This window comes from Peribacillus sp. NPDC097675, from assembly GCF_050277655.1.
Classification (GTDB): domain Bacteria; phylum Bacillota; class Bacilli; order Bacillales; family DSM-1321; genus Peribacillus.
The window spans coordinates 43,078-67,268 of record NZ_JBNNSK010000017.1 but is presented as its reverse complement, the minus strand read 5'-3'; the positions used below and the strand labels follow the sequence as shown (position 1 = coordinate 67,268).

25 protein-coding genes, 2 tRNA genes and 2 rRNA genes are annotated in these 24,191 nt (G+C 36.2%); 23 read left to right on the top strand and 6 right to left on the bottom strand.

Features of this window, described 5'->3' with window-relative positions:
- The 8 genes from rrf (ACQKL5_RS19875) to tsaD form a co-directional block, all read left to right on the top strand.
- Positions 1 to 95: ribosomal RNA gene (gene rrf, locus ACQKL5_RS19875) — 5S ribosomal RNA — on the top strand; the annotation flags it as partial.
- A 31-nt stretch (positions 96 to 126) separates the two neighbouring features.
- Positions 127 to 200: transfer RNA gene (locus ACQKL5_RS19870), tRNA-Met, on the top strand.
- Positions 201 to 379: 179 nt separating this feature from the next.
- A 5S ribosomal RNA gene (gene rrf, locus ACQKL5_RS19865) occupies positions 380 to 495 on the top strand.
- Positions 496 to 526: 31 nt separating this feature from the next.
- Positions 527 to 600, top strand: a tRNA-Met gene (locus tag ACQKL5_RS19860).
- A 211-nt stretch (positions 601 to 811) separates the two neighbouring features.
- Positions 812 to 1,264: a tRNA (adenosine(37)-N6)-threonylcarbamoyltransferase complex ATPase subunit type 1 TsaE gene (gene tsaE, locus ACQKL5_RS19855; protein ID WP_427610594.1), complete on the top strand. Its 453-nt coding sequence runs from the start codon at positions 812 to 814 to the stop codon at positions 1,262 to 1,264.
- Positions 1,264 to 1,956 carry a tRNA (adenosine(37)-N6)-threonylcarbamoyltransferase complex dimerization subunit type 1 TsaB gene (tsaB, locus tag ACQKL5_RS19850; RefSeq protein ID WP_427610593.1) on the top strand — a complete coding sequence of 231 codons (693 nt, stop codon included), beginning with the start codon at positions 1,264 to 1,266 and terminating at the stop codon, positions 1,954 to 1,956. Before tsaE ends, tsaB begins: the two co-directional genes overlap by 1 nt.
- A gap of 25 nt (positions 1,957 to 1,981) precedes the next feature.
- Positions 1,982 to 2,434, top strand: a complete 453-nt coding sequence (rimI, locus tag ACQKL5_RS19845) for a ribosomal protein S18-alanine N-acetyltransferase (protein ID WP_427610592.1) — start codon at positions 1,982 to 1,984, stop codon at positions 2,432 to 2,434.
- Positions 2,431 to 3,447: a tRNA (adenosine(37)-N6)-threonylcarbamoyltransferase complex transferase subunit TsaD gene (gene tsaD / locus ACQKL5_RS19840; protein WP_427610591.1), complete on the top strand. Its 1,017-nt coding sequence runs from the start codon at positions 2,431 to 2,433 to the stop codon at positions 3,445 to 3,447. The genes rimI and tsaD overlap by 4 nt, the downstream gene beginning before the upstream one ends.
- A 263-nt stretch (positions 3,448 to 3,710) precedes the next feature.
- On the opposite strand, the gene ACQKL5_RS19835 is transcribed toward tsaD, so the two are convergent.
- On the bottom strand, positions 3,711 to 5,630 hold the full coding sequence (locus tag ACQKL5_RS19835) for an ABC-F family ATP-binding cassette domain-containing protein (RefSeq protein ID WP_427610590.1): 1,920 nt from the start codon (positions 5,628 to 5,630) through the stop codon (positions 3,711 to 3,713).
- 134 nt (positions 5,631 to 5,764) lie between these two features.
- Here ACQKL5_RS19835 and moaC point away from each other — a divergent pair, with 134 nt between their 5' ends.
- Complete coding sequence (gene moaC, locus ACQKL5_RS19830; RefSeq protein WP_427610589.1) at positions 5,765 to 6,262, top strand: cyclic pyranopterin monophosphate synthase MoaC; 498 nt, start codon at positions 5,765 to 5,767, stop codon at positions 6,260 to 6,262.
- 35 nt (positions 6,263 to 6,297) lie between these two features.
- Positions 6,298 to 6,957, top strand: coding sequence for a redox-sensing transcriptional repressor Rex (locus tag ACQKL5_RS19825; protein WP_427610588.1), 660 nt, complete (start codon positions 6,298 to 6,300; stop codon positions 6,955 to 6,957).
- Between the two features lie 28 nt (positions 6,958 to 6,985).
- On the opposite strand, the gene ACQKL5_RS19820 is transcribed toward ACQKL5_RS19825, so the two are convergent.
- Together ACQKL5_RS19820 and ACQKL5_RS19815 are read right to left on the bottom strand one after the other, a co-directional pair.
- A complete protein-coding gene (locus ACQKL5_RS19820; protein ID WP_427610587.1) occupies positions 6,986 to 7,198 on the bottom strand; it encodes a YdiK family protein in 213 nt (70 codons plus the stop codon).
- A complete protein-coding gene (locus tag ACQKL5_RS19815; RefSeq protein ID WP_427610586.1) occupies positions 7,195 to 7,917 on the bottom strand; it encodes a CPBP family intramembrane glutamic endopeptidase in 723 nt (240 codons plus the stop codon). Before ACQKL5_RS19815 ends, ACQKL5_RS19820 begins: the two co-directional genes overlap by 4 nt.
- A gap of 328 nt (positions 7,918 to 8,245) precedes the next feature.
- On the opposite strand from ACQKL5_RS19815, the gene groES reads away from it, so the two are divergent.
- The 10 genes from groES (at position 8,246) to ACQKL5_RS19765 (ending at position 18,814) form a co-directional block, all read left to right on the top strand.
- A complete protein-coding gene (gene groES, locus ACQKL5_RS19810) occupies positions 8,246 to 8,530 on the top strand; it encodes a co-chaperone GroES (RefSeq protein WP_427610585.1) in 285 nt (94 codons plus the stop codon).
- A 61-nt stretch (positions 8,531 to 8,591) separates the two neighbouring features.
- On the top strand, positions 8,592 to 10,223 hold the full coding sequence (gene groL, locus ACQKL5_RS19805) for a chaperonin GroEL (RefSeq protein WP_402959449.1): 1,632 nt from the start codon (positions 8,592 to 8,594) through the stop codon (positions 10,221 to 10,223).
- 272 nt (positions 10,224 to 10,495) lie between these two features.
- Positions 10,496 to 10,654: a helix-turn-helix domain-containing protein gene (locus ACQKL5_RS19800; RefSeq protein ID WP_427610584.1), complete on the top strand. Its 159-nt coding sequence runs from the start codon at positions 10,496 to 10,498 to the stop codon at positions 10,652 to 10,654.
- 27 nt (positions 10,655 to 10,681) lie between these two features.
- The gene (locus tag ACQKL5_RS19795; RefSeq protein WP_427610583.1) at positions 10,682 to 12,295 is read left to right on the top strand and encodes a hypothetical protein; all 1,614 of its coding nucleotides are present in this window, start codon (positions 10,682 to 10,684) and stop codon (positions 12,293 to 12,295) included.
- Positions 12,296 to 12,593: 298 nt separating this feature from the next.
- Positions 12,594 to 13,151: a hypothetical protein gene (locus ACQKL5_RS19790; RefSeq protein WP_427610582.1), complete on the top strand. Its 558-nt coding sequence runs from the start codon at positions 12,594 to 12,596 to the stop codon at positions 13,149 to 13,151.
- On the top strand, positions 13,151 to 14,884 hold the full coding sequence (locus tag ACQKL5_RS19785; protein ID WP_427610581.1) for a DNA primase family protein: 1,734 nt from the start codon (positions 13,151 to 13,153) through the stop codon (positions 14,882 to 14,884). Before ACQKL5_RS19790 ends, ACQKL5_RS19785 begins: the two co-directional genes overlap by 1 nt.
- Before the next feature lie 119 nt (positions 14,885 to 15,003).
- Entirely contained in the window at positions 15,004 to 15,195 is a 192-nt protein-coding gene (locus tag ACQKL5_RS19780) for a helix-turn-helix transcriptional regulator (protein WP_427610580.1), read from the top strand.
- Positions 15,196 to 15,259: 64 nt separating this feature from the next.
- Positions 15,260 to 16,432 (top strand): tyrosine-type recombinase/integrase, encoded by a 1,173-nt coding sequence (locus ACQKL5_RS19775; protein ID WP_427610579.1) that lies wholly within the window; start codon positions 15,260 to 15,262, stop codon positions 16,430 to 16,432.
- Positions 16,433 to 16,848: 416 nt separating this feature from the next.
- A complete protein-coding gene (locus tag ACQKL5_RS19770) occupies positions 16,849 to 17,358 on the top strand; it encodes a JAB domain-containing protein (protein WP_427610578.1) in 510 nt (169 codons plus the stop codon).
- Positions 17,359 to 17,767: 409 nt separating this feature from the next.
- The gene (locus ACQKL5_RS19765; protein ID WP_427610577.1) at positions 17,768 to 18,814 is read left to right on the top strand and encodes a DNA cytosine methyltransferase; all 1,047 of its coding nucleotides are present in this window, start codon (positions 17,768 to 17,770) and stop codon (positions 18,812 to 18,814) included.
- A 42-nt stretch (positions 18,815 to 18,856) separates the two neighbouring features.
- Here ACQKL5_RS19765 and ACQKL5_RS19760 read toward each other — a convergent pair whose 3' ends face one another.
- Positions 18,857 to 19,363: an HNH endonuclease gene (locus tag ACQKL5_RS19760; protein ID WP_427610576.1), complete on the bottom strand. Its 507-nt coding sequence runs from the start codon at positions 19,361 to 19,363 to the stop codon at positions 18,857 to 18,859.
- Positions 19,364 to 20,140: 777 nt separating this feature from the next.
- Between ACQKL5_RS19760 and ACQKL5_RS19755 the strand changes: the two genes are divergently transcribed.
- Positions 20,141 to 20,695, top strand: a complete 555-nt coding sequence (locus tag ACQKL5_RS19755; protein WP_427610575.1) for a lecithin retinol acyltransferase family protein — start codon at positions 20,141 to 20,143, stop codon at positions 20,693 to 20,695.
- 423 nt (positions 20,696 to 21,118) lie between these two features.
- Entirely contained in the window at positions 21,119 to 21,805 is a 687-nt protein-coding gene (locus ACQKL5_RS19750) for a DUF1643 domain-containing protein (protein ID WP_427610574.1), read from the top strand.
- Positions 21,806 to 22,690: 885 nt separating this feature from the next.
- Here the strand turns inward: ACQKL5_RS19750 and ACQKL5_RS19745 are convergent.
- Positions 22,691 to 22,882 carry a tyrosine-type recombinase/integrase gene (locus ACQKL5_RS19745; protein WP_427610573.1) on the bottom strand — a complete coding sequence of 64 codons (192 nt, stop codon included), beginning with the start codon at positions 22,880 to 22,882 and terminating at the stop codon, positions 22,691 to 22,693.
- Positions 22,883 to 23,102: 220 nt separating this feature from the next.
- The gene (locus tag ACQKL5_RS19740) at positions 23,103 to 23,270 is read right to left on the bottom strand and encodes a hypothetical protein (RefSeq protein WP_427610572.1); all 168 of its coding nucleotides are present in this window, start codon (positions 23,268 to 23,270) and stop codon (positions 23,103 to 23,105) included.
- 586 nt (positions 23,271 to 23,856) lie between these two features.
- On the opposite strand from ACQKL5_RS19740, the gene ACQKL5_RS19735 reads away from it, so the two are divergent.
- Positions 23,857 to 24,141: a hypothetical protein gene (locus ACQKL5_RS19735; RefSeq protein WP_427610571.1), complete on the top strand. Its 285-nt coding sequence runs from the start codon at positions 23,857 to 23,859 to the stop codon at positions 24,139 to 24,141.
- Positions 24,142 to 24,191: the final 50 nt, after the last annotated feature.

Sequence of the window (24,191 nt, the reverse complement as noted above, 5' to 3'; positions counted from 1 at the left end):
GTCACACCCGTTCCCATTCCGAACACGGCAGTTAAGCTCTTCAGCGCCGATGGTAGTTGGGGGTTTCCCCCTGTGAGAGTAGGACGCCGCCAAGCTATACCTTTTATAATGTACCATTTATACCGTCGCGGGGTGGAGCAGTCCGGTAGCTCGTCGGGCTCATAACCCGAAGGTCGCAGGTTCAAATCCTGTCCCCGCAATCATGAAAAAACGAAACGATGTTTCGTTTTTTTTTATTAAATCCAGTTGTATATTTTTCGATAACTAAGGCATACTAATGGATAGATATTCATCAACTTTATAAAAAATACAAAGTTATTCTTGCTTTTTCTTATAAAATGGTGTATAGTAATATAAGTCTTAAAGAAAAGTAATATTGTTTGGTGGCGATAGCGAAGAGGTCACACCCGTTCCCATTCCGAACACGGCAGTTAAGCTCTTCAGCGCCAATGGTAGTTGGGGGTTTCCCCCTGTGAGAGTAGGACGCCGCCAAGCTGTACTTTTTATAATGTATCATTTATACCGTCGCGGGGTGGAGCAGTCCGGTAGCTCGTCGGGCTCATAACCCGAAGGTCGCAGGTTCAAATCCTGTCCCCGCAATCATGAAAAAAAACGAAACTAATGTTTCGTTTTTTTTTGTTTTACCTGAATTTCATCTTATAATATCCATAACTTATTTGTTTCTTCTTTTGAAACAAGGTACACTACATATAGAATCGTTTTTTAGAATCAAATTAAATGGAATTATATTATAGGAAATTCTTTTAACTTGCTTGCACTATCTTATTAGAATGATAAAGGTGACTGATATATGCAACATTTCGAATGGACTTCTCAAAATGAGGAAGAGACAGCGCATTTTGCACAGAAATTGGCTAAAAGGCTTTGCAGTGGCGATGTGCTTGCTTTAGAAGGCGATTTAGGGGCCGGAAAAACGGCATTTACAAAGGGCCTTGCTAAGGGGCTGGGAGTCACGCGTACGGTGAACAGCCCTACTTTTACGATAATAAAGGAATACAGTGGTCGCTTACCCCTATATCATATGGATGTATATCGGGTAGGGGAGGCTGAAGAGGATTTAGGTTTTGATGAGTATTTTGATGGCGATGGAGTGACGGTTGTGGAATGGGCTCATTTAATAAAAGACCAACTCCCAGAGGATCTTCTAACCATTAATATTTATCGTCTTGGCGATACAAGCCGCCGATTTGTCTTGGAAGCTCGAGGCGAACGGTATGTTATGTTATGTAAGGAGATTATTTAATGAAGGTTTTAGCTATAGATACATCGAATTTTACTTTAGGGGTTGCTTTAATAAATGGAACCCAAGTAATTGGGGAGTACACGACGAATTTAAAGAAGAACCACTCGGTTCGAGTGATGCCTGCGATTGAGTCATTATTAAGGGACTGCGATACATCCCCAAAGGAATTGAATAAAATTGTTGTCGCTCAAGGTCCTGGATCGTATACAGGAGTTAGAATTGGCGTAACCATAGCAAAGACATTGGCTTGGACACTAAAAATTCCATTATCAGCAGTATCTAGTTTAGAAGTTTTAGCTGCAAATGGACGTTATTTTGACGGTTTGGTTTCTCCATTATTTGATGCTAGGCGAGGCCAAGTATATACAGGGTTATATGAATTTGTTGGTGAAAAATTAAAAACGGTAAAGGAAGACTGCAACATGCTTTCTTCTGAGTGGGCGATGAAGGTAAAGGAAAGCAATCGGCCCGTATTGTTTGTTGGTCAGGACGTTGAGATTCATCGTGAGACAATTACAGAAGTGCTGGGGGATTTAGCTGTTTTTGCTCCTGTGCAAATGTATAACTCGAGACCAAGCGAACTTGCTTTTATCGGCTTGAAGAAGGATGAAGTCGATATACACCACTTTGTACCTAACTATATTCGTATGGCCGAGGCTGAAGCGAAGTGGCTTGAACAGCAAGGTAAATAAATTAATAGGAAAGCGACCGATTATTATGAGCAAAACCATGACGTTTCGGATGATGAAAACGGAAGATATCGAACAAGTATTGAACGTAGAAAAACAGTCTTTTACTTTGCCTTGGACCCGGGAAGCTTTCTTTAATGAATTGAACAATAACGAATATGCTGTTTATTTGGTCATTGAAGATGATGGGAAAATTGCCGGTTATTGCGGAGCCTGGATTGTCATTGATGAATCGCATATTACCAATATTGCCATTTTACCGGAATATCGGGGGCAAAAGCTTGGCGAAGCCCTTCTAAGAAAAATGATAGAAATCTCGATCAGTATGGGAGTGGTGCGGATGACACTGGAAGTTCGTGTCAGTAATGCTGTAGCCATTTCCCTTTATGAGAAACTTGGTTTTCAAAAGGGCGGAATACGTAAAAGATATTATACAGACAATCAAGAAGATGCTTATGTTATGTGGGTGAATTTCAAATGAAAAAAGATCAATTGATATTGGGTATTGAAACGAGCTGCGATGAGACAGCTGCAGCCGTCATTAAAAATGGGACAGAGATACTAAGTAATGTTGTAGCTTCGCAAATAGAAAGCCATAAACGATTTGGTGGAGTCGTTCCCGAAATTGCATCCCGTCACCATGTGGAGCAGATTACTATTGTACTGGAAGAGGCTTTGCTTCAGGCTGGTGTGACATATGATGATTTGGATGCTATTGCTGTCACGGAAGGCCCTGGACTAGTAGGAGCCTTGTTGATCGGCGTTAATGCGGCCAAGGCTGTCGCTTTCGCTCATGGCATACCACTCGTTGGGACGCACCATATTGCCGGTCATATTTACGCGAATAGACTGGTACAAGAAATACAGTATCCTGCCCTTTCTTTAGTTGTTTCGGGAGGACATACCGAACTGGTGCTATTGACTGAGCCTGGTTCCTTTAAAGTAATTGGGGAGACGAGGGATGACGCGGCAGGCGAGGCATATGATAAAGTAGCAAGAACCCTTGGTCTTCCGTATCCTGGAGGCCCTCATATCGATCGGCTTGCCCAAGAGGGGACTCCATCCTTGAAACTGCCAAGGGCTTGGTTAGAAGAAGGAAGCTATGACTTTTCTTTCAGCGGCTTGAAATCGGCTGTCATTAATACATTGCATAATGCAGAACAACGTGGCGAAAAGATTGAGCCTCAGGACTTAGCTGCAAGTTTCCAAGCAAGCGTTATTGAGGTTCTGGTGACGAAGGCCGTAAAAGCTGCTAAGGAATTCGATGTGAAACAAGTGTTGCTTGCTGGAGGAGTCGCGGCTAATAAAGGGCTACGAGAAGCTCTAACGGATGCTTTTGCGGGCTTATCTATGGACCTTATCATTCCTCCGTTACATCTTTGTACGGATAATGCAGCGATGATTGGTGCTGCTGGCAGCATCATGTTCGAAAAAGGGAAACGTTCAGGGCTAGATTTGAACGGAAATCCTGGATTGGATATAGAAGTTTTCTAAGAGAGGCAAGATACCGAACTTGGTATCTTGTTTTTGTTTTTTATATAATGTAACGAATATTGTGGATAAAGTTTTTTCACTATTCAAAACACCTGTGTATAAATAGCATTTTTGTGGATAAGTGGATAATGTTTTGTGGATAGTGTGGGTAACCTACAATATTGTTGATTTGGTAAAGCTTGTAATGTGCATAATACTGTGGATAACTTTTTCGTATTTTTCATAATAAAAAGACTGAGCCATACATGACCCAGTCTTGCTTCTTATTCTTCTAATTCTGCCCATTCTTCTAAGTACTGATCTAGTGTTTCCTTTGCTTTATCCAGTTTTGTCTGTATTTCCATCACCTTTTCATGATTTTGGAAAACATCTGGGTCACATAGAAGGTCATTATATTCGGTAATTTCAACTTCTAGCCCTTCCATGGCTGATTCAATTTCCTCGATACGGCGTTTTCGCTGACGTTCTGCTTTTTTAGATTCTTTGTCTATTTTATAGTTCGTTTTTTCAACATTTATTTCAACGGTTTTTGTCTTACCTTGTTGTTCTAGAGCTTTGATTTCAGCCTGCTCTTGTTTTTTCTCTACATAGTAATCATAGTCGCCGAGGAACTCCTCGTTTCTGTCTTGCGAAAGTTCTATAACCTTTGTGGCAATCCGATTGATGAAATACCGGTCATGAGAAACAAAAAGGATAGTGCCAGGATAATCGATCAAAGCATTTTCAAGGACTAACTTACTCTCTAGGTCTAAGTGGTTTGTCGGTTCATCGAGAATCAAAAAGTTTCCCTTTTCCATCATCATTTTTGCTAAAGCCAATCGGGCTTTTTCACCACCGCTTAGGGTAGAAACGGTTTTTAATACATCGTCCCCACTAAAGAGAAAATTGCCGAGTACTGTACGGACGTCCTTCTCAGGTTTAGTCGGATAATCATCCCACAATTCATTCAGGACACGTTTATTGGAAACGAGATTGGCCTGCTCTTGATCGTAATAACTGACCTCCACATTGGTTCCAAAGCGGAATTCACCAGCAATGGCAGGAAGCTTCGAGATGATCGTTTTCAGCAATGTTGATTTCCCGACACCGTTCGGTCCGACAAGGGCAATACTTTCCCCTTTCGTCATCCGCGAGTTAATATTCTGAGATACGGTTTCTTCATTATAGCCAATGGCCAAATTCTGAAGGTGAAGCACCTCGTTGCCACTTTGCTTTTCTATTTGAAAGGAAAAGTTGGCGGACTTTTCATCGCCCTGAGGCTTGTCCAATACGTCCATTTTTTCAAGCTGTTTACGACGACTCTGCGCTCTTTTGGTTGTCGACGCTCTGGTGATGTTTCGTTGCACGAAATCGCGCAGTTTTTCTATTTCTCCTTGCTGCTTCTCGAATTGCTTCATTTCCCGTTCGTAGTCTTCTGCTCTTCTTTCTAGGTAGGAGCTGTAATTCCCATAGTACTTTTTCATGTTATTCCGTGAGATTTCATATACCTGATTAACAACTTTGTCAAGAAAATAGCGATCATGGGATACAATAAGAACAGCACCCTGATAGCTCTGCAAATATTGTTCAAGCCAAGAGAGCGTTTCTATATCCAAATGGTTCGTAGGCTCATCGAGTATTAATATATCCGGCTTCTTTAAGAGTAGCTTCCCTAAGGCAAGGCGCGTTTTTTGACCGCCGCTCAGCGTGGAAATCAAGGTAGAGTGATCAAAATCCCCAAATTGAAGACCATGCAATACGGAGCGGATATCCGCTTCATATTGATACCCGCCCTGTTCTTTGAAGGTGACCTGGAGGGCGTCATATTCACTCATCACTTTTTGGTAACGCAGGTCATTTTCAAATGTTGCCGGTTCGGCCATGACGGACTCGAGCCGTCGCAGCTCTTTTTCTTGCCCAATCAGTTTCTCGTACACGGTCAGCATTTCATTCCAGATGGAAAGTTCCGATTCCAATCCAGTATCCTGGGCCATATAACCGATGGTAACATCTTTTGGTTTGATGATCTCGCCGCCATCGTGTGAAAGTTGACCGGCTATAATTTTTAGCAAGGTCGACTTTCCGGCTCCGTTTCGGCCGACTAAGGCAATTCGATCTTTATTTTGAACTTCAAGCTTCATATTTGATAAAATTAGCTCAGCACCATAATATTTCGATAGTTGATTGATTTGTAATAGAATCATGGATTTCACCTCAATTGATTATTGTTAGTGTAACGTATTATAGTATTTAACGGCAACAGCTTTGGTTTTAAAGGTGAAAAACAAGCTGTTACATAATGTAGGATAATAGTGTATGATTTAGGAGGGGTAATTTTATGAGCGATTTAACGCATTTTAATGAGCAAGGCAGAGCCAAAATGGTTGATGTGAGCACGAAGCCAGAGACAATCCGGACGGCAACAGCTCAATCCAGCATCTTATTGAACGAAGAAATATATGGTAAAATAACGAATCGAGAAATGAAAAAAGGGGACGTATTGGCGGTTGCCCAGGTTGCAGGCATCATGGCCAGTAAGAATACATCCAACATCATACCGATGTGTCACCCCATTTCCCTGCAAGGTGTCAATATCGCCTTTGATTGGGAAAAAGAAGATCAAGGTTATCGGCTTAAAATTGAAACACAGGTTAAGACGAAGGGTAGTACAGGTGTCGAAATGGAAGCGTTAACAGCAGCATCTGCAACCGCTTTAACGGTTTATGACATGTGTAAGGCACTGGATAAAGGAATGGTCATAGGACCTACATATTTAGTGGAGAAGACAGGTGGCGTGTCTAGTAGTGATTACAAGAGGCAGCTAAACCAAATGTAAAAGTTTTAAAGCATGTATAAAGGCGGGGAAGAACAATGAACCATGACCCAAAGATACCGCAGGCGACGGCTAAAAGGTTGCCCTTGTATTATCGATTTTTAAAAAACTTACATTCTTCAGGTAAACAAAGAGTCTCCTCAGCAGAGCTAAGTGAAGCTGTAAAAGTAGATTCAGCAACAATCCGCCGTGATTTTTCCTACTTTGGGGCGCTCGGAAAGAAAGGCTATGGCTATAATGTCAATTATCTATTGTCTTTCTTTAGAAAAACGTTAGATCAGGACGAGCTGACAAAGGTTGCCCTGATTGGGGTGGGGAATTTAGGAACTGCATTTTTAAATTATAATTTCATGAAAAACAATAATACAAAAATAGAAATGGCATTTGAAGTCTCTGAAGATAAAGTCGGAAAGACAATTGCCGATGTGCCGATTCACCATATGAACCAAATAGATACGCTTTTGCAGGAAAATAATATTACTGTAGCCATTTTGACAGTGCCTGTCCAAGAGGCGCAAACGATTACCGATCGTTTAGTTAAAGCCGATATTAAAGGGATACTGAACTTCACTCCTGCCCGTCTGACTGTACCCCCATCGATAAGGGTCCACCATATTGATCTGGCTGTAGAACTTCAATCCCTGATATACTTTTTAAAGCACTATCCAGTAGCGGAAGAAGTTGTCCTAGAAGAATAAAAACACGCTGCGAAAACGCAGCGTGTTTTTACTTTTTGTTTTTCTTTTGTATGGACTTAATCTTAAAGTGGATTAATATCATGCGTAACCCCGATCCTAAGTCAAGAGTAGCAATCAACACAAGGATATAGGCAAAAAATCCCCATCCAGATGAATTGACCGTCTGGATGGCAATCGTTATAAAAAGGATGCCTAAGCCAGCGTATACGATACCGATGAATAAAGGTGACTGACGTTTCATAATAAACCTCCGATAATGGCTTGTGCAGTATCTGACAATTTCTCGATGTCTTCTCTATATGCCACCTGAAGGATGATAACAAGAGTGTTCATAGCAACATGTGCAGCTATGGACACAAGAATACGACCCGTTTTTGCATATAAAAAGGCAAAGGTGAAGCCCATCGCTGCATATAAAAGAAGATGTTCGAGTTCACCGTGCGCCAAGCCGAAAATAACCGAGCTAATTAAAGCCGAAATAAAGAAATTAAAGCGTTTATAAAGAGAACCGAAAATAATTTTCCTGAAAATGATTTCTTCCAGAATAGGACCGATAATAGACGTTACGAAAATGACCATCGGCACTCTAGAAATGAGTGAAACGAGATTTTGTGTATTCTCGGATTCACCATCCACCCCAAGCATTAATTCGATGTTTGCAGCTATATTTTGAGCGAAAAAGGCCAGGAAAACACCTGCGATTGCCCAGAGGATGGACGTGGGAATCGAAGCCTGTTTAAGCTCTATATTCTCCTTCATATCTTTTCTCAATAAAAATAGAATCACCAGTAGGGCAACAAGAAAACTGAACACGATCCAGTAAGCGGACGCTTTAACGTTGAGTTCATCGTTCGGTATCCCCATTGATGATCCGATCACCTTGAAAATCGGCATGCCGACTATACCGGATAATTGCATGGCAATGTAAGTAATGATGACGAACCAATATTCTTTTTTCAAAAATGAAAACTCCTTTTATTAAGTCCGCCATTTATTTTAGAGTCCTGACATGGGGACATTCTATAAACGTATACTTAAAAGGTATCAAAAAATAGACCGTAATACCACTTATAGGTATGCAAAAAGGGAGCATTTCAAAAAAACGCGGAGAGATTCATTATACTGAAGTAGTATACCCATAATTTATCAAAAATTAATAAAAAAAATTCAACAAGATACTTGCAAAAAAGGCTCAATTTAATTAGTATTATAAATGTGTTAGCACTCGTTGTTGATGAGTGCTAATAAACAAGTAATTGACTAAGAGAATATGAGGAGGTTGTTTCACTTGTTAAAACCATTAGGTGATCGCGTTATTATTGAATTAGTTCAATCCGAAGAAAAAACCGCAAGCGGTATTGTTCTTCCTGACACTGCAAAAGAAAAGCCACAAGAAGGTAAGGTCGTAGCAGTTGGTACTGGCCGTGTCCTTGAAAATGGCGAACGTATTGCTTTAGAGGTTGCCCAAGGCGATCTAATTATCTTCTCAAAATATGCTGGTACTGAAGTTAAATACGAAAATAATGAATACTTAATCTTACGTGAAAGCGATATCTTAGCTGTTATTGGCTAATTATACATCATACTTAACTGAACGAAAATTTTTCTTAAAATGATTAGGGAGGTACTTATACATGGCTAAAGAAATTAAATTTAGTGAAGAGGCTCGCCGTTCAATGCTTCGTGGCGTCGACGCTCTTGCAGATGCAGTAAAAGTAACGCTTGGACCAAAAGGACGTAACGTGGTTCTTGAGAAAAAATTCGGTTCACCGCTTATTACTAATGACGGTGTAACAATCGCGAAAGAAATCGAATTAGAAGATGCTTTCGAAAACATGGGTGCGAAATTGGTTGCTGAAGTAGCAAGCAAAACAAATGACGTAGCTGGTGACGGAACGACTACTGCAACGGTTCTTGCTCAAGCGATGATCCGTGAAGGTCTTAAAAACGTAACAGCTGGTGCTAACCCAATGGGTATCCGTAAAGGGATGGAAAAAGCGGTTAATACTGCGATTGCAGAATTAAAAGCCATTTCTCAACCTGTTGAAAACAAAGAATCGATTGCACAAGTTGCCGCTATCTCTTCAGCTGATGAAGAAGTAGGACAATTGATTGCAGAAGCTATGGAACGTGTAGGTAACGACGGCGTTATCACAATCGAAGAATCAAAAGGTTTCACAACTGAATTGGACGTTGTAGAAGGTATGCAGTTCGATCGCGGATATGCGTCTCCTTACATGGTAACTGATTCAGATAAAATGGAAGCCATTCTTGAAAATCCATACATCTTAATCACTGATAAAAAAATCACGAACCTTCAAGAAATCCTTCCTGTACTTGAGCAAGTTGTACAACAAGGAAAACCACTATTATTGATTTCTGAAGACGTGGAAGGCGAAGCACTTGCAACTCTTGTTGTGAACAAACTTCGTGGAACATTCAATGCAGTGGCAGTTAAAGCTCCTGGATTCGGTGACCGTCGTAAAGCTATGCTTGAAGACATCGCAGCTCTTACAGGTGGCGAATTAATCACGGAAGAAATCGGCCTTGACCTTAAATCTGCAACAATCGATTCTTTAGGACGCGCTTCTAAAGTCGTTGTTACAAAAGAGAACACAACAATCGTTGAAGGTGCTGGAGACACAGCTCAAATTCAAGCTCGTGTAAACCAAATCCGTGTTCAATTAGAAGAAACAACTTCTGAATTCGACCGCGAAAAACTACAAGAACGCCTTGCTAAATTAGCTGGTGGTGTAGCCGTAATCAAAGTCGGAGCAGCTACTGAAACAGAACTAAAAGAACGTAAACTTCGTATTGAAGATGCATTGAACTCTACTCGTGCTGCTGTTGAAGAAGGTATCGTAGCCGGTGGTGGTACAGCTCTTCTAAACGTATACAATAAAGTTGCAGAAATCGAAGCAGAAGGCGACGTAGCAACAGGCGTGAAAATCGTTCTTCGTGCAATCGAAGAGCCGATTCGCCAAATCGCTCACAACGCTGGACTTGAAGGATCTGTAATCGTAGAACGCCTTAAAGGCGAAGCAATCGGTACTGGCTTCAATGCCGCTACTGGAGAATGGGTGAACATGATCGAAGCTGGTATCGTCGATCCTACTAAAGTAACTCGTTCAGCTCTACAAAACGCTGGATCTGTTGCGGCTATGTTCCTAACAACAGAAGCAGTTGTTGCTGACAAACCAGAACCTGCTGGCGCTGGCGGCGGAATGGGAATGCCTGATATGGGCGGAATGGGCGGCATGATGTAATTAGGGTCTTGAAACCCTTTATTACAAAGCTTTTCCTTAAAGTAAAAGCTATTTGACCACATTTTGACCACATATAAAAAAAGATCTCTCAGAATTTTTTCTGAGAGATCTTTTTTTTATAGTAAAGACGATTTTTATTTGTAAATGTATTTTTAATGATTGTTTAGAGAAGATACCACTTAATAATAACAGTTAATGTTATTTGTGTACATAATTGTTAAAATGTATTGGAGGATACAGACGTGTAGGATGATTATCATGAAGTTGTTAGAGTGGAAGAACTAGCCGATACTTTGAGAATCGGTTTATCAACTGCATATAGGCAAATTCGTGAGGGGAAGGTGGTTTCTTTTTGTGTTGGTAATTCCTATCGGATTGAGAGAGAAGTAATTAAAGATTTCATTATTATAAATACTCAGAAAAAGAAATAATCAACTTTAACTTCAGAAAGAAGTGGAATGAATTTGCACAACTTAAAGATTGATATTGACGAGAATCTTAAAGAGCGAGTATACAAATACGCTGGGTTTGGATTTTCAAACAATCTATTGTCAGGTCAAGAGTTGAATTATAAAAGCGTATTTGAAGCGATAGACCTGGGAACAGAATTTAAGCGAATATGTAGAGATTTCGAGTTAGATACCGATGTTGCAGCTGGATATATTAAAAAATACACACTACATCTAATAACCAAAGATGTAATAAACTTAAAATATCCCAGTAAGAAAATACTAATGAAACTAAAGGGACAAGAAATTAAGGGCCAAAAAATAACAGATATACTTGATGAAATTTTTTTTAAGATACCAAGAGATTTATTTGATCAGCTAAGTTATATTGATGGATTTTTTACTCCCGACCAAATTAATCAAAAGCTAGAAAATGAGTATGACTGGAATTCCAATGATGATGAAAGTACCTTAACACCTGAATCCAGAGAGAAGTGGGAAAATAATAAAAAAAAGGTAGGTTCATTCTATCCTTTGTATGTTAAATATGCATCAAGAAAATCAAGGTTAGCTCAATCTTTAGTAAAGCCGTTCAATAAAATCACAGATTTTGATAAAGAGTTTCTTAATAAGCAGATACACTTTACACGTTTTGTTAAGGCCTTAGAACAAGCAGAATTTGATACTTCTCAAGATGTTTGGTCATTTGAATACAATACTTTTTTATTTATGCTTCAAAAGATTGGCACATACAAAAATATTGATGAATTAGATAAAGAATATTTCCCTGTAGTAGCTTCATTCTTATTTGTAGGAGATATTCGTTTGAAGTTGTCATTAATAGATGCATTTTTTAAGAATAGTTCATGGTCTTACTTTAAGAATAAGCAATCTGAATTATTCCAAATATCGTTTATAATCGTTCCTTTTTTAAAGGAATTTATAACAAATAAATTAATGGAGCTTATTCCTGAGTCAGTAATTAAATCTAAAAGTAGCTTGGATAATGACCAAAATGAAATGAAAATAGTTGATTTAAAGAAAAAGCTGTATATTTATCAAACCTTTAAAAATGAAAAGTGTTATTGTGGAGAGAGTCTAGCCTCGGAATTTGGAATAAATACTAAAAATGAACTAACTGTTACCGAGGAGCTAAAGGTAGCTTGGAAGCAAATCGAACATGCTAGTGGTACTATCAATATGAATTTTAATAGTTTCTTTCAGAAATTTTTGAATCATTTAGCGGAATTCGATTCATTTTTAGATTCTTATAATGGGGAGGAGCTAACTCTAACTTTCAAAAGCTGGATAGAAGTGGGGATATACGAAGCTACTCAGGAGTATAGAGATACGTTAGTAAAAAATAAAAATAGCAGCAATCACTCTGAAACAAAAGATATGTCTGATTTAAATTTCAAAGGGAAATCTGATGAGGAATTGAAGAAATTATGGGTGTATGCTGAAGATAATAGGCAAATGCACCAAAAGAAGTTGAATAAAATTATAGGATATGAATTAGGGAAATTAGGTATTGATGTTAATAAGATTAAAGAAATTTCTAAAAAATATAACTGCTCAATCACTATTGAACCAACCAATGTTATCAATAAAACAATTTGGTAGTTATTTGGTAGCCATTTGATGACATGACGTAGACTAAAACGGTCTACGTCTTTTTTTGTTTAAAATGTATTTACTAAAGAGTTCAAAGTGATGTAGACGAAGTAGACGTTTTAATTAACTCTCTTATACATACATAATTTTAGTTATAAAAATATTTTTATAACTTTTGGATTTTTTAATTCCTTTATTAATCATGCTCTAATTAGGTTTTAGACTTATAAGATAAAATCCTAATTAGTTGCCCTTTTTATTCATGTTAAGTTTAGGGAGCAGTTAAGAAATTATTGGAGGTTAAAGGATGAAGACGATAAATCAAAAAAAATACCAAAAGTACATTAAGGAGGTGGTGGAAAACAATGAGAAAATGTCATTATTCTGCCATCAAAATGAAAGCAACACGATTATAATTGAAGGGAAAAGAGTGAAATTTCAAGGAATAATATTCGCCTATAGCAGAGGGGACTTTCACGTATGTTTTGGTCATGTTGGTGGAGAACCAATTTTTTATAGCAGTGATGATAGTTGTAAAGACCACTTATATATTATTATCGATCAGAGTAAGGATAAAAAAAGATTTCACATAAATTATAAAGACCAATATGTAACACACTCAGAAAAAGATTTCTATGAAGAAAGAGAAACTATATTCACGTATGTAGAGAATCAGAACTTTGCACAGCTTCAAGTATACGACTCATTTTTGAAACACAATAGATTCGGTGAATATTTTGCTGACACATTATCTACTATAGGCAGCGCAAGGTGTTTAGCATTAGGTCAGCTAGTAAATATAATTCCTGGAATTACTCAAGCAATTCCAGAACTTTATGAAAATAAAATTGGGGATGAATCATGATGAAAGAGGCAAAGTTGATTATTAACATAGATGAATCAGAAGAAGAGCTTTCCCAAATAGAATTATTTAATGAAACTCTAGAATTAATCCAAACAGAACAAATAAAAAATTCTAAACAACCAAACAAAAAACTTTTGGATAGAAAAAAAGAGGCTTTATCAAATTCGATAGATCCTAGTCAACATTACGAATATATTTTAAGTAATGATGCGGAGCAAGACTTTGGAATTTGGTCCAAACAAGAAACAGACTTACCTGATGTCTATTTTAAGGAACGCGAGTCCGCAGATAAGAGAAAATCTAAGGACTGTCTTTTAGAAGGTAATCTAGCAAAAATTAAAGAAGAAGCAAAAAAGGAGCCGGGAAGTAAGCAACCTTTAGATTATCTAGTAACAACAAAATTCTTAGCCCAGAATATTGTTAAGTCATTCGCAGGACGGGTAAGACTGTATGATCAACAGTATGGCTACTTTAAAGAATTAAGTGAAATGGAACTTCATATAGCAGTTAAGGAGAGTCTCCCTAGAGAAATAGATATGAAACTTACAAAAAATAAAATTATTGAAGTTGCACACCGAATTAGAACGAGTCCAAAATTGCAAATAGAATATGATGCTTTTGATTGCAATGTCCATCTAATTAATTTTAGAGATGTAGTACTTGACACTAAAACAGGTAAGACCTATCCTCATAGTCCTGATTTTTTATTCACTAGTTTCATTGATGCCGACTATAGAGAAAGCCAAATTAAAATGATTAGACCAAATACCTCTACCAAGACCTATGGTCATTATCTAGATCAGTTTATTCAAGATTGTACTGATGGAGACTTAAATAAAGCCAAATCGTTACAGCAAGTCACAGGATACATTATAAGTAATGAATGGAGAGCGAAGAAGTTTTTTGTACTCATTGGTTTACCCCACACCGGAAAGAGTGTATGGCTCTCAATTTGGAGAGCATTAATTGGTAACGATCATACTTCTTCAATGTCTTTAAATCAAATTGGAAGTAATCGTTTTATGACTGCGGAATTATTTAAATCCAAGCTGAATATAACATCTGAATTAGATGAAAACGGGAAAATACAAGGAACATCTGTTATTAAAGCAGTCACTGGAGGAGATTTATTAACAGCTGAACGGAAAGGGGAGAATCCTTTTCATTTTTATGGACGTACAAAACTCGTAGCAGCGGGTAACTATATGCCTCCTATAAATAAACTAGATGGAACCTCGGCGTTTACTGACCGCTTGCATTTTTTGATGTTCAATCACCCTGTACGAGAAGAAAAGCGTGATAAAGAACTTCTAACTAAACTACTTAGTGATAATGAAAGGACAAAAATAATCCGTTGGGCATTGGAAGGTTTAGAAGAACTGAAACAACAAAATTTCATTTTTACAGAAAGTGATGATGCCAAGGAATTCAAAAAACACTACATTGGTGATTTAAATAATGTCCCTGATTTCATTCATGATATGTGTATTGTTGACATTAACAATTACGATTTAAAAGTTCAAAGAAGACATTTATACCCTTCATATATCGAATATTGCAAAGAAAACGGAATAAAAGCTTTGAGTAAATCTGAATTCTATACCGAAATTAAAAATCTGGGCGTTACAGAGGACAAATTGCGAATGTATGGATCAAATGGTTTAAGAGGATTTCGTGGTATAAGTTTAAGAATGACAAAATCTGAATGGATAAATGATGTTGATAATAATTAATACAAATACATCTACAATGTCTACATTATCTTCTTTTTAAAAGGAAGTAATTATCAGGTAGGTAAATAAGCAATTTGAAATATATATTATATACATATACTGAGGGAGTGAGTTGTTTAATGACACGGAATGACTATCCACTTATCTTACAAATAAAAGATGTAATAAAAATACTAGGTTTTTCTAAGTCGACAGTTTACTCTTTAGTCCAAGAACCTGATTTCCCGGTTTTACAAGTTAATAACCGTAAAGTCGTATACCGTGATGATTTCTTTGCATGGTTGGATAGCAAGCGTAAAATAATTTCTTGATTTTGTATAAGCGGGTGTAAATGAATTTACACCCGCTTATACAAAAAAATTAAGGAGGTAAATTATGCAAGGTTACTTTCGAAAAAGAGGAACCACATGGTCTTTCACAATTGATATAGGTATTGACCCAAAGACAGGAAAGAGGAAACAAAGGACTCGGTCTGGTTTTCGAACTAAAAAAGAGGCACAATTAGAAGCCGCTAAGTTACAACAGGAGCTTGGCCAAGGTACATTTATTAATGAGAAAGATACAATGTTTAAGGACTTTGTGAAGGATTGGTTAAAGCAATATCAAAACACTGTAAAAGTTAGCACGGTTAGAGTCCGTGACCACGAATCTAGAAAGTTACTAAACTATTTTGAAGGTTTGAAAGTAAAGCAGGTAACCAGAAAAATGTATCAAGATTCACTCTATAATCTGTTTGAAAAAGGTTATGCGCTAAATACAATTTCTGGTATTCATTCAACTGGAAGAATGATCTTTAAAAAAGCTGTAGAACTGGAAATTATTAAAAATGACCCAACTCAGTATGCAAAACTTCCTAGACCAGTAAAAACAGTTGAAGAACTTGAAAGTGAAGAGGAAATAGTTAAATACTTAGAAAAGGAGGAGCTGGCTCTTTTCCTAAGAACTGCTAAAGAAGAGGGGTTGGATCGTGATTATGAAATTTTTCTCACCTTAGCATACTCAGGACTAAGAGTTGGAGAGTTATGTGCATTAATGTGGAAAGACTTATCATTTGAAGATTACACAATCAGTGTAACCAAGACATATTATAATCCAAGTAACATTATAAAAGAGTATCAAATTTTACCACCTAAAACCAAAAAATCTAAAAGGACCATAGAACTTGACCCTATTGTATTAAAAGAACTGGAAAGACATAAAGCAAAGCAGAATGAACTTAAGATGCTGAACCGTAATATCTATTATGATAAAGATTTTGTATTTGCTAAAACTGGTAACTATCTTGGATATCCGGAACTTATTAAGACAATTCAGAATCGAATGGCCCGTCTATTAAAGTTATCAGGACTAAATCTTGCATTGACCCCTCACTCACTGCGTCATACACATACATCTTTACTTGCAGAGGCTGGAGTAGGCATACACGAAATAATGGAACGATTGGGGCATATTGAAGACGACATTACGAAGCGAGTATATCTACATGTTACAAAGACAATGAAGACAGAAGCATCTAAGAAATTTGGGGAGTTAATGAGGAACCTTTAAAGGTTTGTAAATATCCAAAAACCCCGGCCTTCTGTACTAGGCAGAAATCGTGGTTATTAAGGGTAAAGTTATTATGGTGGCACATAACAGGATTTAAACCTCAGATTCCACGCAGACAGCGTGGGATATTGACTTTCCTCTAGTGTTGGTCATTTCGAATTAATTATAAGTCTTTAGGACAACATATTTTTATTCTTCCATAAAGAATCTCGTTTTATTTTATTCCATTATTATTTAAAGTAAAATTCAGTTATTCATATATTGTTAATTAGAATAATAGTTTTAAAAGCCCCCTAATCTTTAGGCGGGGACTCTTTTCTATTTTGCAAAGGAGAGGATTAGTCAGCAATTGACTAATCCTTTTTTAATATTCTCTTTTGAAAATATAAATACAGCTTAAAAAAGGAGCAATGAAAATGAAAAGTTATGTAATATCAAAAAATGAGCAATTAGAATTACTCAGTGAAGGTCAGTTATTGAAGCAACCTGCTAAAAGAGTGAATATTGTCAGTCTGAAACTGGTAAAGGAACAAAGTTTTCTTTACCCTAAAAGAAATGTTAGGTCACCTGATGACGCTTATAAGCTTTTAATACAGTTTTTAGTCGATATAGACCGTGAATATTTTCTTGTTGTTTGCTTAGATACGAAGAATCAGCCGACGGCTATAAATATCTGTCATATAGGCAGTCTAAACGCAAGTATAGTCCATCCAAGGGAGGTACTCAAACCAGCAATACTATCAAATTCTGCTTCTATAATAGTTGCACATAATCACCCTAGTAATGATCCTACGCCAAGTAGAGAAGACATTGAGGTCACAAAAAGACTTGTTGAAGCGGGGAAGATTATAGGTATTGATGTTTTAGATCATCTTATAGTTTGCGCAGATAAATTTATATCATTAAAAGAAAGAGGATATTTGTAAAAATGTATATTGGTTATTCTAAAGGAAAATAACTGTTTAAATAGTCATAAATCATTATCCCAATATCAAAGGAATGTTTAAAACCAAAAACATTGTCTGTTCATATGATATAACAGTTAAGCAGTTATCAGGTGGAATGGGTTAATATGTTAGACGATTGTACTTTGCTTATGGTAAGGTGAACAGTACCATTTTTAATTAAATCCTTTATAGGGCTTTAATGAATCATGCTTGTATGGTACGCAGGAAGGTTTGAAATATATTAATATCAAGATGAAAAATATAACATATAATCTTGATGCATTGATTAAATTCAAAAATTATATATACTAAAATAAAGAACATATGAACTGTATTTTGAAACTTATGAACTTAAAAGAGAATCGCGTAGGTAAGGAGGGATAGCTGAATGCATACTATGATAGATTTATTTTCTGGAGCAGGAGGTATGTCTTTAGGTTTTGTACAAGCTGGTTTCAAGTCTATATATGCAGTAGAAAATAATAAATGGGCTGCCGAAACATATAAGGCGAACTTTGGAAATCACGTCGATATAAGAAGTATTGAAGAAATAGAGGAATTTCCCAAGGCTACTATAATTGTAGGCGGACCTCCTTGTCAAGGATTTAGTAAGTTGGGAAAACAATTAGAGGACGACCCTAGAAATCAGATGTGGCGTTATTTCTTAAAAGCAGTAGAGAAAGTTGATCCTTTAATTTTTGTAATAGAAAATGTTCCTGAGATACTAAAATCTGCTGAGTTTGAGGAGATAAAACGTAAGGCTGAGTCATTAGGTTATATTTTAGAAGCAGATATCCTACATGCTGCAAATTACGGAGTACCTCAGAAAAGGAGGAGGGCTATCATAATTGGTAGCAAAATAGGGAAACCGATTCTTCCTAAACCTACACACCATAATCCAGCAGCACATGACTTATTATCAATAGATTTAGCACCATGGGTAACTGTTAGAGAGGCATTTAAAGGCATAGCTAGTAAACCAAATAATGAAAATTGGCATATTGGTAGAAATCCTACAGAACTATCTATGGCAAGATATAAATATATACCAGAGGGCGGAAATCGCTTTGATTTACCTGAAGAATTAAAACCTAACTGTTGGAAACGTAAGACAACAGGCTCTACGGATGTATTTGGACGATTACGTTGGGGAGAACCATCTCTAACAATAAGAACAGAATTTTTTAAACCCGAAAAGGGAAGATACCTTCATCCAGAGGAACACAGACCAATAACTCATAGGGAGGCTGCTCGCCTACAAACTTTCCCAGATGAATTTGTTTTCGTGGGCTCTAGGATTGAGGTGGCTAAACAGATTGGCAATGCTGTACCGTGTAAACTAGCAAATTCTATAGCCTTATCAGTAAAAGAATTACTGGATAACAATAATAGAGAGAACGTAAAAGAAAATGAATTGGTTAACTCAGGATTATAGGTATCCAGAGTTAACCTGTTTTTTATATCCTTTATTAGTTTTTTAAGGAAAAGCTAATTCACAGTTAATACAGTCGTGGTGTATACAATCCCTACACTGTGCCTTCTTGCCTAAGTTACAATCCATGCAGAGGACTTGTAAGTTATCTGCGTTATTGTTTTTTGTTATCTCAAAAGGCACCTTGTGGTCAACATGTAGCACTATTCCAGGAAATAAATCTTTATTTTCGCCGCATAACTGGCATCTCCAATTATCTCTTCTTAGTACAGACATTCTGACACTTTGACTAGGTCGGGAAATCTTTTCCCCACTTGGAAAAGGTAGATGAAGCGTGTACCATCCCCTTCCACTTTGACCTCCATTTGTAAAATTTATTATCCAACCATCAGATCGAAGTTCTCTGAGCCTCCGTTGATAATTAAAATTTCTACCTGAGGCTTCAAAGAGTAGTTCGCCTTCAACCGGATTTTCAAGATTTTGGTATAATAAATTTAGCATTGCTTGATGGGCTTTTCCACGTTGGGTACCTGGAAAGTTATTAGAATCCATACTATATTCCTCATTCCTTATGATTTATGGTCAATATTCTTTTTCTTTAAATATAACCAAACATTTCTAATATTGTAAACTATGATTTTGCCAATCTATTTAATAAACAATTAGTGAGAAAGATATACTAAGAGCTAAGTGATTTGATAAAAATTATAAATATATATTATAAATTTGAATGTAAACCATCTCAATTCTAAGTACTTCGAATCGAAAATTATTTTATTCTAGGAGGTATTTTTTGATGAAATTCAGCAAAATGAATAAACCTTTTATAGAAAATCAATGGCTCAGAAGTCTTGAATTTTCTTATTGTTTCGACATAATAAGACAAATGAAGTGATGGAACAAGATGGTTTTTTTCCAAATGAAAAAAAGGCCACAAGAGTCGATGAGGTATCTGTGCGGTTAGAAAAGGAGTAGAGAAAAAGCAGTTGATCAAATAGAAGTTTTGGTCGGAAAGGTTTCCAAACTCTCTATCCTGCAATGAAACGTCATGGAACCGGCATGATTCATATGTATGAATTTATTGCTTTTTGGGAATGATGCTAAGGCAAGACTTAATCTGCAAAATAATCAAATAATAAAATTAGACATTCGAAGATGACAACTATGAAAGTAAATTAAAGTTTTAACTATATTAGCTCTATTTTGAGCTAGTTTAGTTAAATTTGGTTTGCTTCATTGGTGTCATCTTTTTGTGTTTTGGAAGGGGTGATAATTTAAAGGGATAGTCGGTTTAAGAGACTAAGAAAAAATTTAAGTTGGAGGTTAAAAATGTTAAGAGAACTTGTTGATTTAGTAACTTATGCTGTTACAGAACCAATTAAAATTGTGTTTCAGTTGGTGGACGAAGCTGTTGATACTTCTGTTGGAAAAACCTCTTTAAAATATCCAATTAGTAAAAATAGTAATGAACCGAGTTACGGATCTCCTATTTATACTGATATTGGTTTTTCAGCAAGTGGGCATTCTGGAATTTATGTTGGAAATAACCGAGTTATAGCACTGAATGGTATGGGAGATATTTCTGAAGTTACACTGTTAGACTTTGTTAGTCATCCAACTACTCTTTACCAACATATATATGTTCCTTATTATAAGCATTCTCTAGAATCGGCAATTGGATTTGCAATTGCAGGCGCTAGGGCAAAAGATATTTTAGGTGAGAAACGTGACTACAATGTCTTAATGGATAACTGTCATCAATTTTGTTCTGGTTGTTTAACTGGGGATTTTGAAAATGCTGACAATGCCTTATGGATGTTAAAACATACAGTAGAAAAGGAACATGGTGAGCCTATCTCTTGGCAAAAGTGGAAATGGCGTTAAGATTAGTAAGAAGGGCTCGGGTAATATGTGAAAATTCTAAAAAAAGAAGAAGCAAATATCCTTGCTTCTTCTTTTTTTGATAAGCATTATTCTACTTAATTATAACCTCAGATATGTTAAGTTTTCAGTCGTCTTATTATTTAAGCTGAGAATTTTTTATTTCTGAGGTTTATTGACTTCCAAATGATGTAATGTTGTTGAGAGTACTACTGCATGCTCAGCTTTAAATACTATTTTAACTGGACTACAACTGATTACTTTTAGTTTTAATTTAAATATACTGCTGTCCCATCCAACAATGTTATTGAAATTTAATACCATGTGGACTTTATCTTCAATCATCATGCTATAATTTCCCAATACGATGATAAAAATATTCAATATATATGAAATATGAAAAGGGTTAGTTAAATAGATTTTTAGTTGGGAAGTGTTGATTTGGCGTTTAGGGATGCGTTCCATTGTTATGGTCACTTTTATGATTTATTTTTAGCTAATCAGAAAATAGTAAAATGTAGAAGCGTTTTAGAAATAGTAAGGAAAAGTTCTAATATCTCCATTGATAGTGTAACTAATTTAAGACCCAATGCTATTGCAATAATGATGAACCCTGGGAAATCATATCCTTTAAGAAATACACCAGAACGAATAAATTTAGAATCGTTTGATATTAACTTTAATTTAAAACCTTTAGTTGCTACGTACCCTGATTATACTCAAGCAAGGATCATGAAATTAATGAATTATAAAAACTGGAATCATGTTAGGATTATAAATCTATCTGACATACGTGAACCTAACAGTAATAGGTTAGGTCAGTTAATAAAAAATTTTGAATTGGTAACTAGAACAAAAGTACATAGTATATTCTGTAATGAACGAAAGAGTGAAAGAGATGATGCTCTTTCAGAAGATATAGTCCCAATTTTGTTGGCATGGGGGGGGAAAGACTTTTTAGAGGAGCCTGCATCACAATGTCTTTGTATAGTAAGCACAAGAGAGATATTTGGTGTTCCTTCTATAGAGTCTGAAATCCACTTTCAACACCCTCTAACTAGAAGAGTATCATGGTATTCAAAGATGATTGAACTTCTTAGAAATTGTGAATAAAAAACTACAAAAAAAGAAATGATTTATATGCAAGGTTCAACACTTCAAATATTTTTTCCTTTTGAACCTCCTTGAGGAATTTAAATCTCATTTGTTCCTGAGTGGAGACAACTTAGATATCTTAGAAACAATGAAAGTGTTAGTTTCTATATTAGGGTTTCCTTCGTTTAATAAGGAGCATCATAGACCCTTATAATCCAGAGGGAATTATAGATAATTTATTCTTTTACAAGGATGAAGCGTTACAATCAAAAGAGGAGTACAGTGAAGAAGGTTTTGTGAAAATTGAAGGTTTCAAATAATAAAAGACCATTCAAACTGAATACACAGTTATTAAGTAAACAAACGTAATTCATTGGTTCAATATCAAGTAGTTAAATTAGATTGTGGAAGTTATGTATCTAAGACCATCCTTTTTCTTCATTAAGTCAAGCAGCTGCAGTTTTTTTTGGAGGATGAAAACGGATGGACATAATGGGGGTATAGATGGTGGTGTCACATTAGATAAAAAGAAAAAATATGTATTGAGTACCTATAACATTCAGTGTAAGTTAAACTTGAATTTTGTAGACCGATTAAGAAAGATAAATTCTAAGGATTTGATTTCATGACCTTAGATATTGGGGGCAATTTTTGTTTTACCTTCCATGGCTTGACCACAGATTGACCACGAACTTATCAAACTGAATGTACTGTTGTGGAATTGATGAACAAAAATAGTTTGAATGATAGATTGATTCAGATGTTTTACCACTCAAAAAACTTATAAAACTATTCTTGAGTCATGGGCGGCATGATGTAATTAGGGTCTTGAAACCCTTGAAGGATAAGGGTTTTGGAGTAAGATGAGAGTGGAATGCTAACATTTTGCTAACATAGAGGTAATTAACGGAGGCTTCTCATGAGTTCAGCGAACTTGTGAGAGGCTTCTTTTTTCATGTCTTGGGTGACGTGGAGATACACATTTTTCGTAATTTGGTCGTCAATATGACCGAGACGATCCATGATTTGTTCGAGTGACACACGAGCCTCAGCAAGAAGCGATGTATGGGTGTGCCTTAGACTATGCGGGGTCAAATCTTCATTCAGGCCGCTATTCTAAGTAGCCTTTTCATTCGGTCTCGAACATTCTTAATCACGATAGGATACCCGTAGTGTATTTCCATTTTGGCGAAAATAAAATCTTGGTTATAGTAAACATCTACTAACCGTTCGATTACTTCATCTTGAACCTTTTTATTTCTTCAAAGTATGGCTCCTTTTCAGACGTCACCATTATGAACAGGATGTATCATTTTTATTCTTTCTTGTTAGCGGGATATGAGTCTAATTCATTTAAAAGGTCCAACTGTAGTTGAATCTCAACGTTTGGAACAGGTATAGAAGAGGACTCAGGCTTGCGCATAACCAATACAGGTCGGATAGGGCCTCCCGGAAGATTAAGCTCTTGAATGATCTTGTTCATTCCATATTCTCCTTTCATAAAGTGTGAATAATGATATTACCTCTCTCGAAATTCCGTATTTTTCACACATATCATAAATTCGTATGCACTTCCTTTTCCTTTGATAAGATGTTTTTAATTTTTAGACAAAATAAAACCGCAGAATATGTTCATTCAAAAGAATGACATCATGTAACCTGCGGTTTTCGCTTGTTTTGGTTAATTTATAGAGTTGAATTTATGCTAATTCAAAAACCATTATATCTTGGGATTTTCCTATTTTAATAGCTAATCATTATTTTGTTTTAGAATTAATTTTCTTAACGTCGTCCCATTACACTTGTTAGAATTTCAACGTTTTTGCAAAGTATTGAATTAATAGTAATAAACGGCCTTTAGTGACAACCATTAATTAAACTATAATAAATTATGTAAATAATGTAAAATGATAAAAAGTTGGTAGAATCAAGGGACAAGAATACAGTGGTAATTAAGGTTAAAAATGTATCAATTGACTAATTAATTTTTAGGGAGTGTAGTGAAGGAAAGAGAGAAAAAATATTAATCAGGTCATAAAAATCGATGTAAGAGAAAGGAGACACATTAAGTGGCAATCGCAGTAGCGTTATGCATTTCAATTTTTGGTTCAATGCTTGCTCATCGACTAACTAAAGGAAAGTCGAGAAAAAGAAAATTAATCTTTTGGGGCATTACAACTATGATAGCGATAGCACCTTTCTTGTCTTTCACTATTGGTCTAACTTATGCACTTATCGTTAGAAGTGGTTGGGGAATTATAATAATGTGGTACCTGTTTCCTATAATCTTCATTATAGGGCTTGGTATATTATTGCTAGGTATCTTTAAGGAAAAACGAAGAGAAACTATATAGTTATTTTAACTAAACTCAATATAGATCGCAGTTGTGAGCTGTCTTAAGAG

Bases quoted from the DNA above. Each gene is read 5' to 3' on its own strand.
- rimI (WP_427610592.1), top strand. From the start codon at position 1,982: ATGAGCAAAACCATGACGTTTCGGATGATGAAAACGGAAGATATCGAA.
- ACQKL5_RS19760 (WP_427610576.1), bottom strand. From the start codon at position 19,363: ATGGATTCTAATAACTTTCCAGGTACCCAACGTGGAAAAGCCCATCAA.
- ACQKL5_RS19820 (WP_427610587.1), bottom strand. From the start codon at position 7,198: ATGAAACGTCAGTCACCTTTATTCATCGGTATCGTATACGCTGGCTTA.
- tsaD (WP_427610591.1), top strand. From the start codon at position 2,431: ATGAAAAAAGATCAATTGATATTGGGTATTGAAACGAGCTGCGATGAG.
- tsaB (WP_427610593.1), top strand. From the start codon at position 1,264: ATGAAGGTTTTAGCTATAGATACATCGAATTTTACTTTAGGGGTTGCT.
- ACQKL5_RS19770 (WP_427610578.1), top strand. From the start codon at position 16,849: ATGAAAAGTTATGTAATATCAAAAAATGAGCAATTAGAATTACTCAGT.
- ACQKL5_RS19785 (WP_427610581.1), top strand. From the start codon at position 13,151: ATGAAAGAGGCAAAGTTGATTATTAACATAGATGAATCAGAAGAAGAG.
- groL (WP_402959449.1), top strand. From the start codon at position 8,592: ATGGCTAAAGAAATTAAATTTAGTGAAGAGGCTCGCCGTTCAATGCTT.
- moaC (WP_427610589.1), top strand. From the start codon at position 5,765: ATGAGCGATTTAACGCATTTTAATGAGCAAGGCAGAGCCAAAATGGTT.
- ACQKL5_RS19780 (WP_427610580.1), top strand. From the start codon at position 15,004: ATGACACGGAATGACTATCCACTTATCTTACAAATAAAAGATGTAATA.
- ACQKL5_RS19775 (WP_427610579.1), top strand. From the start codon at position 15,260: ATGCAAGGTTACTTTCGAAAAAGAGGAACCACATGGTCTTTCACAATT.
- ACQKL5_RS19740 (WP_427610572.1), bottom strand. From the start codon at position 23,270: ATGAACAAGATCATTCAAGAGCTTAATCTTCCGGGAGGCCCTATCCGA.
- ACQKL5_RS19835 (WP_427610590.1), bottom strand. From the start codon at position 5,630: ATGATTCTATTACAAATCAATCAACTATCGAAATATTATGGTGCTGAG.
- ACQKL5_RS19795 (WP_427610583.1), top strand. From the start codon at position 10,682: ATGAATTTGCACAACTTAAAGATTGATATTGACGAGAATCTTAAAGAG.
- tsaE (WP_427610594.1), top strand. From the start codon at position 812: ATGCAACATTTCGAATGGACTTCTCAAAATGAGGAAGAGACAGCGCAT.
- ACQKL5_RS19825 (WP_427610588.1), top strand. From the start codon at position 6,298: ATGAACCATGACCCAAAGATACCGCAGGCGACGGCTAAAAGGTTGCCC.
- ACQKL5_RS19790 (WP_427610582.1), top strand. From the start codon at position 12,594: ATGAAGACGATAAATCAAAAAAAATACCAAAAGTACATTAAGGAGGTG.
- ACQKL5_RS19765 (WP_427610577.1), top strand. From the start codon at position 17,768: ATGCATACTATGATAGATTTATTTTCTGGAGCAGGAGGTATGTCTTTA.
- ACQKL5_RS19755 (WP_427610575.1), top strand. From the start codon at position 20,141: ATGTTAAGAGAACTTGTTGATTTAGTAACTTATGCTGTTACAGAACCA.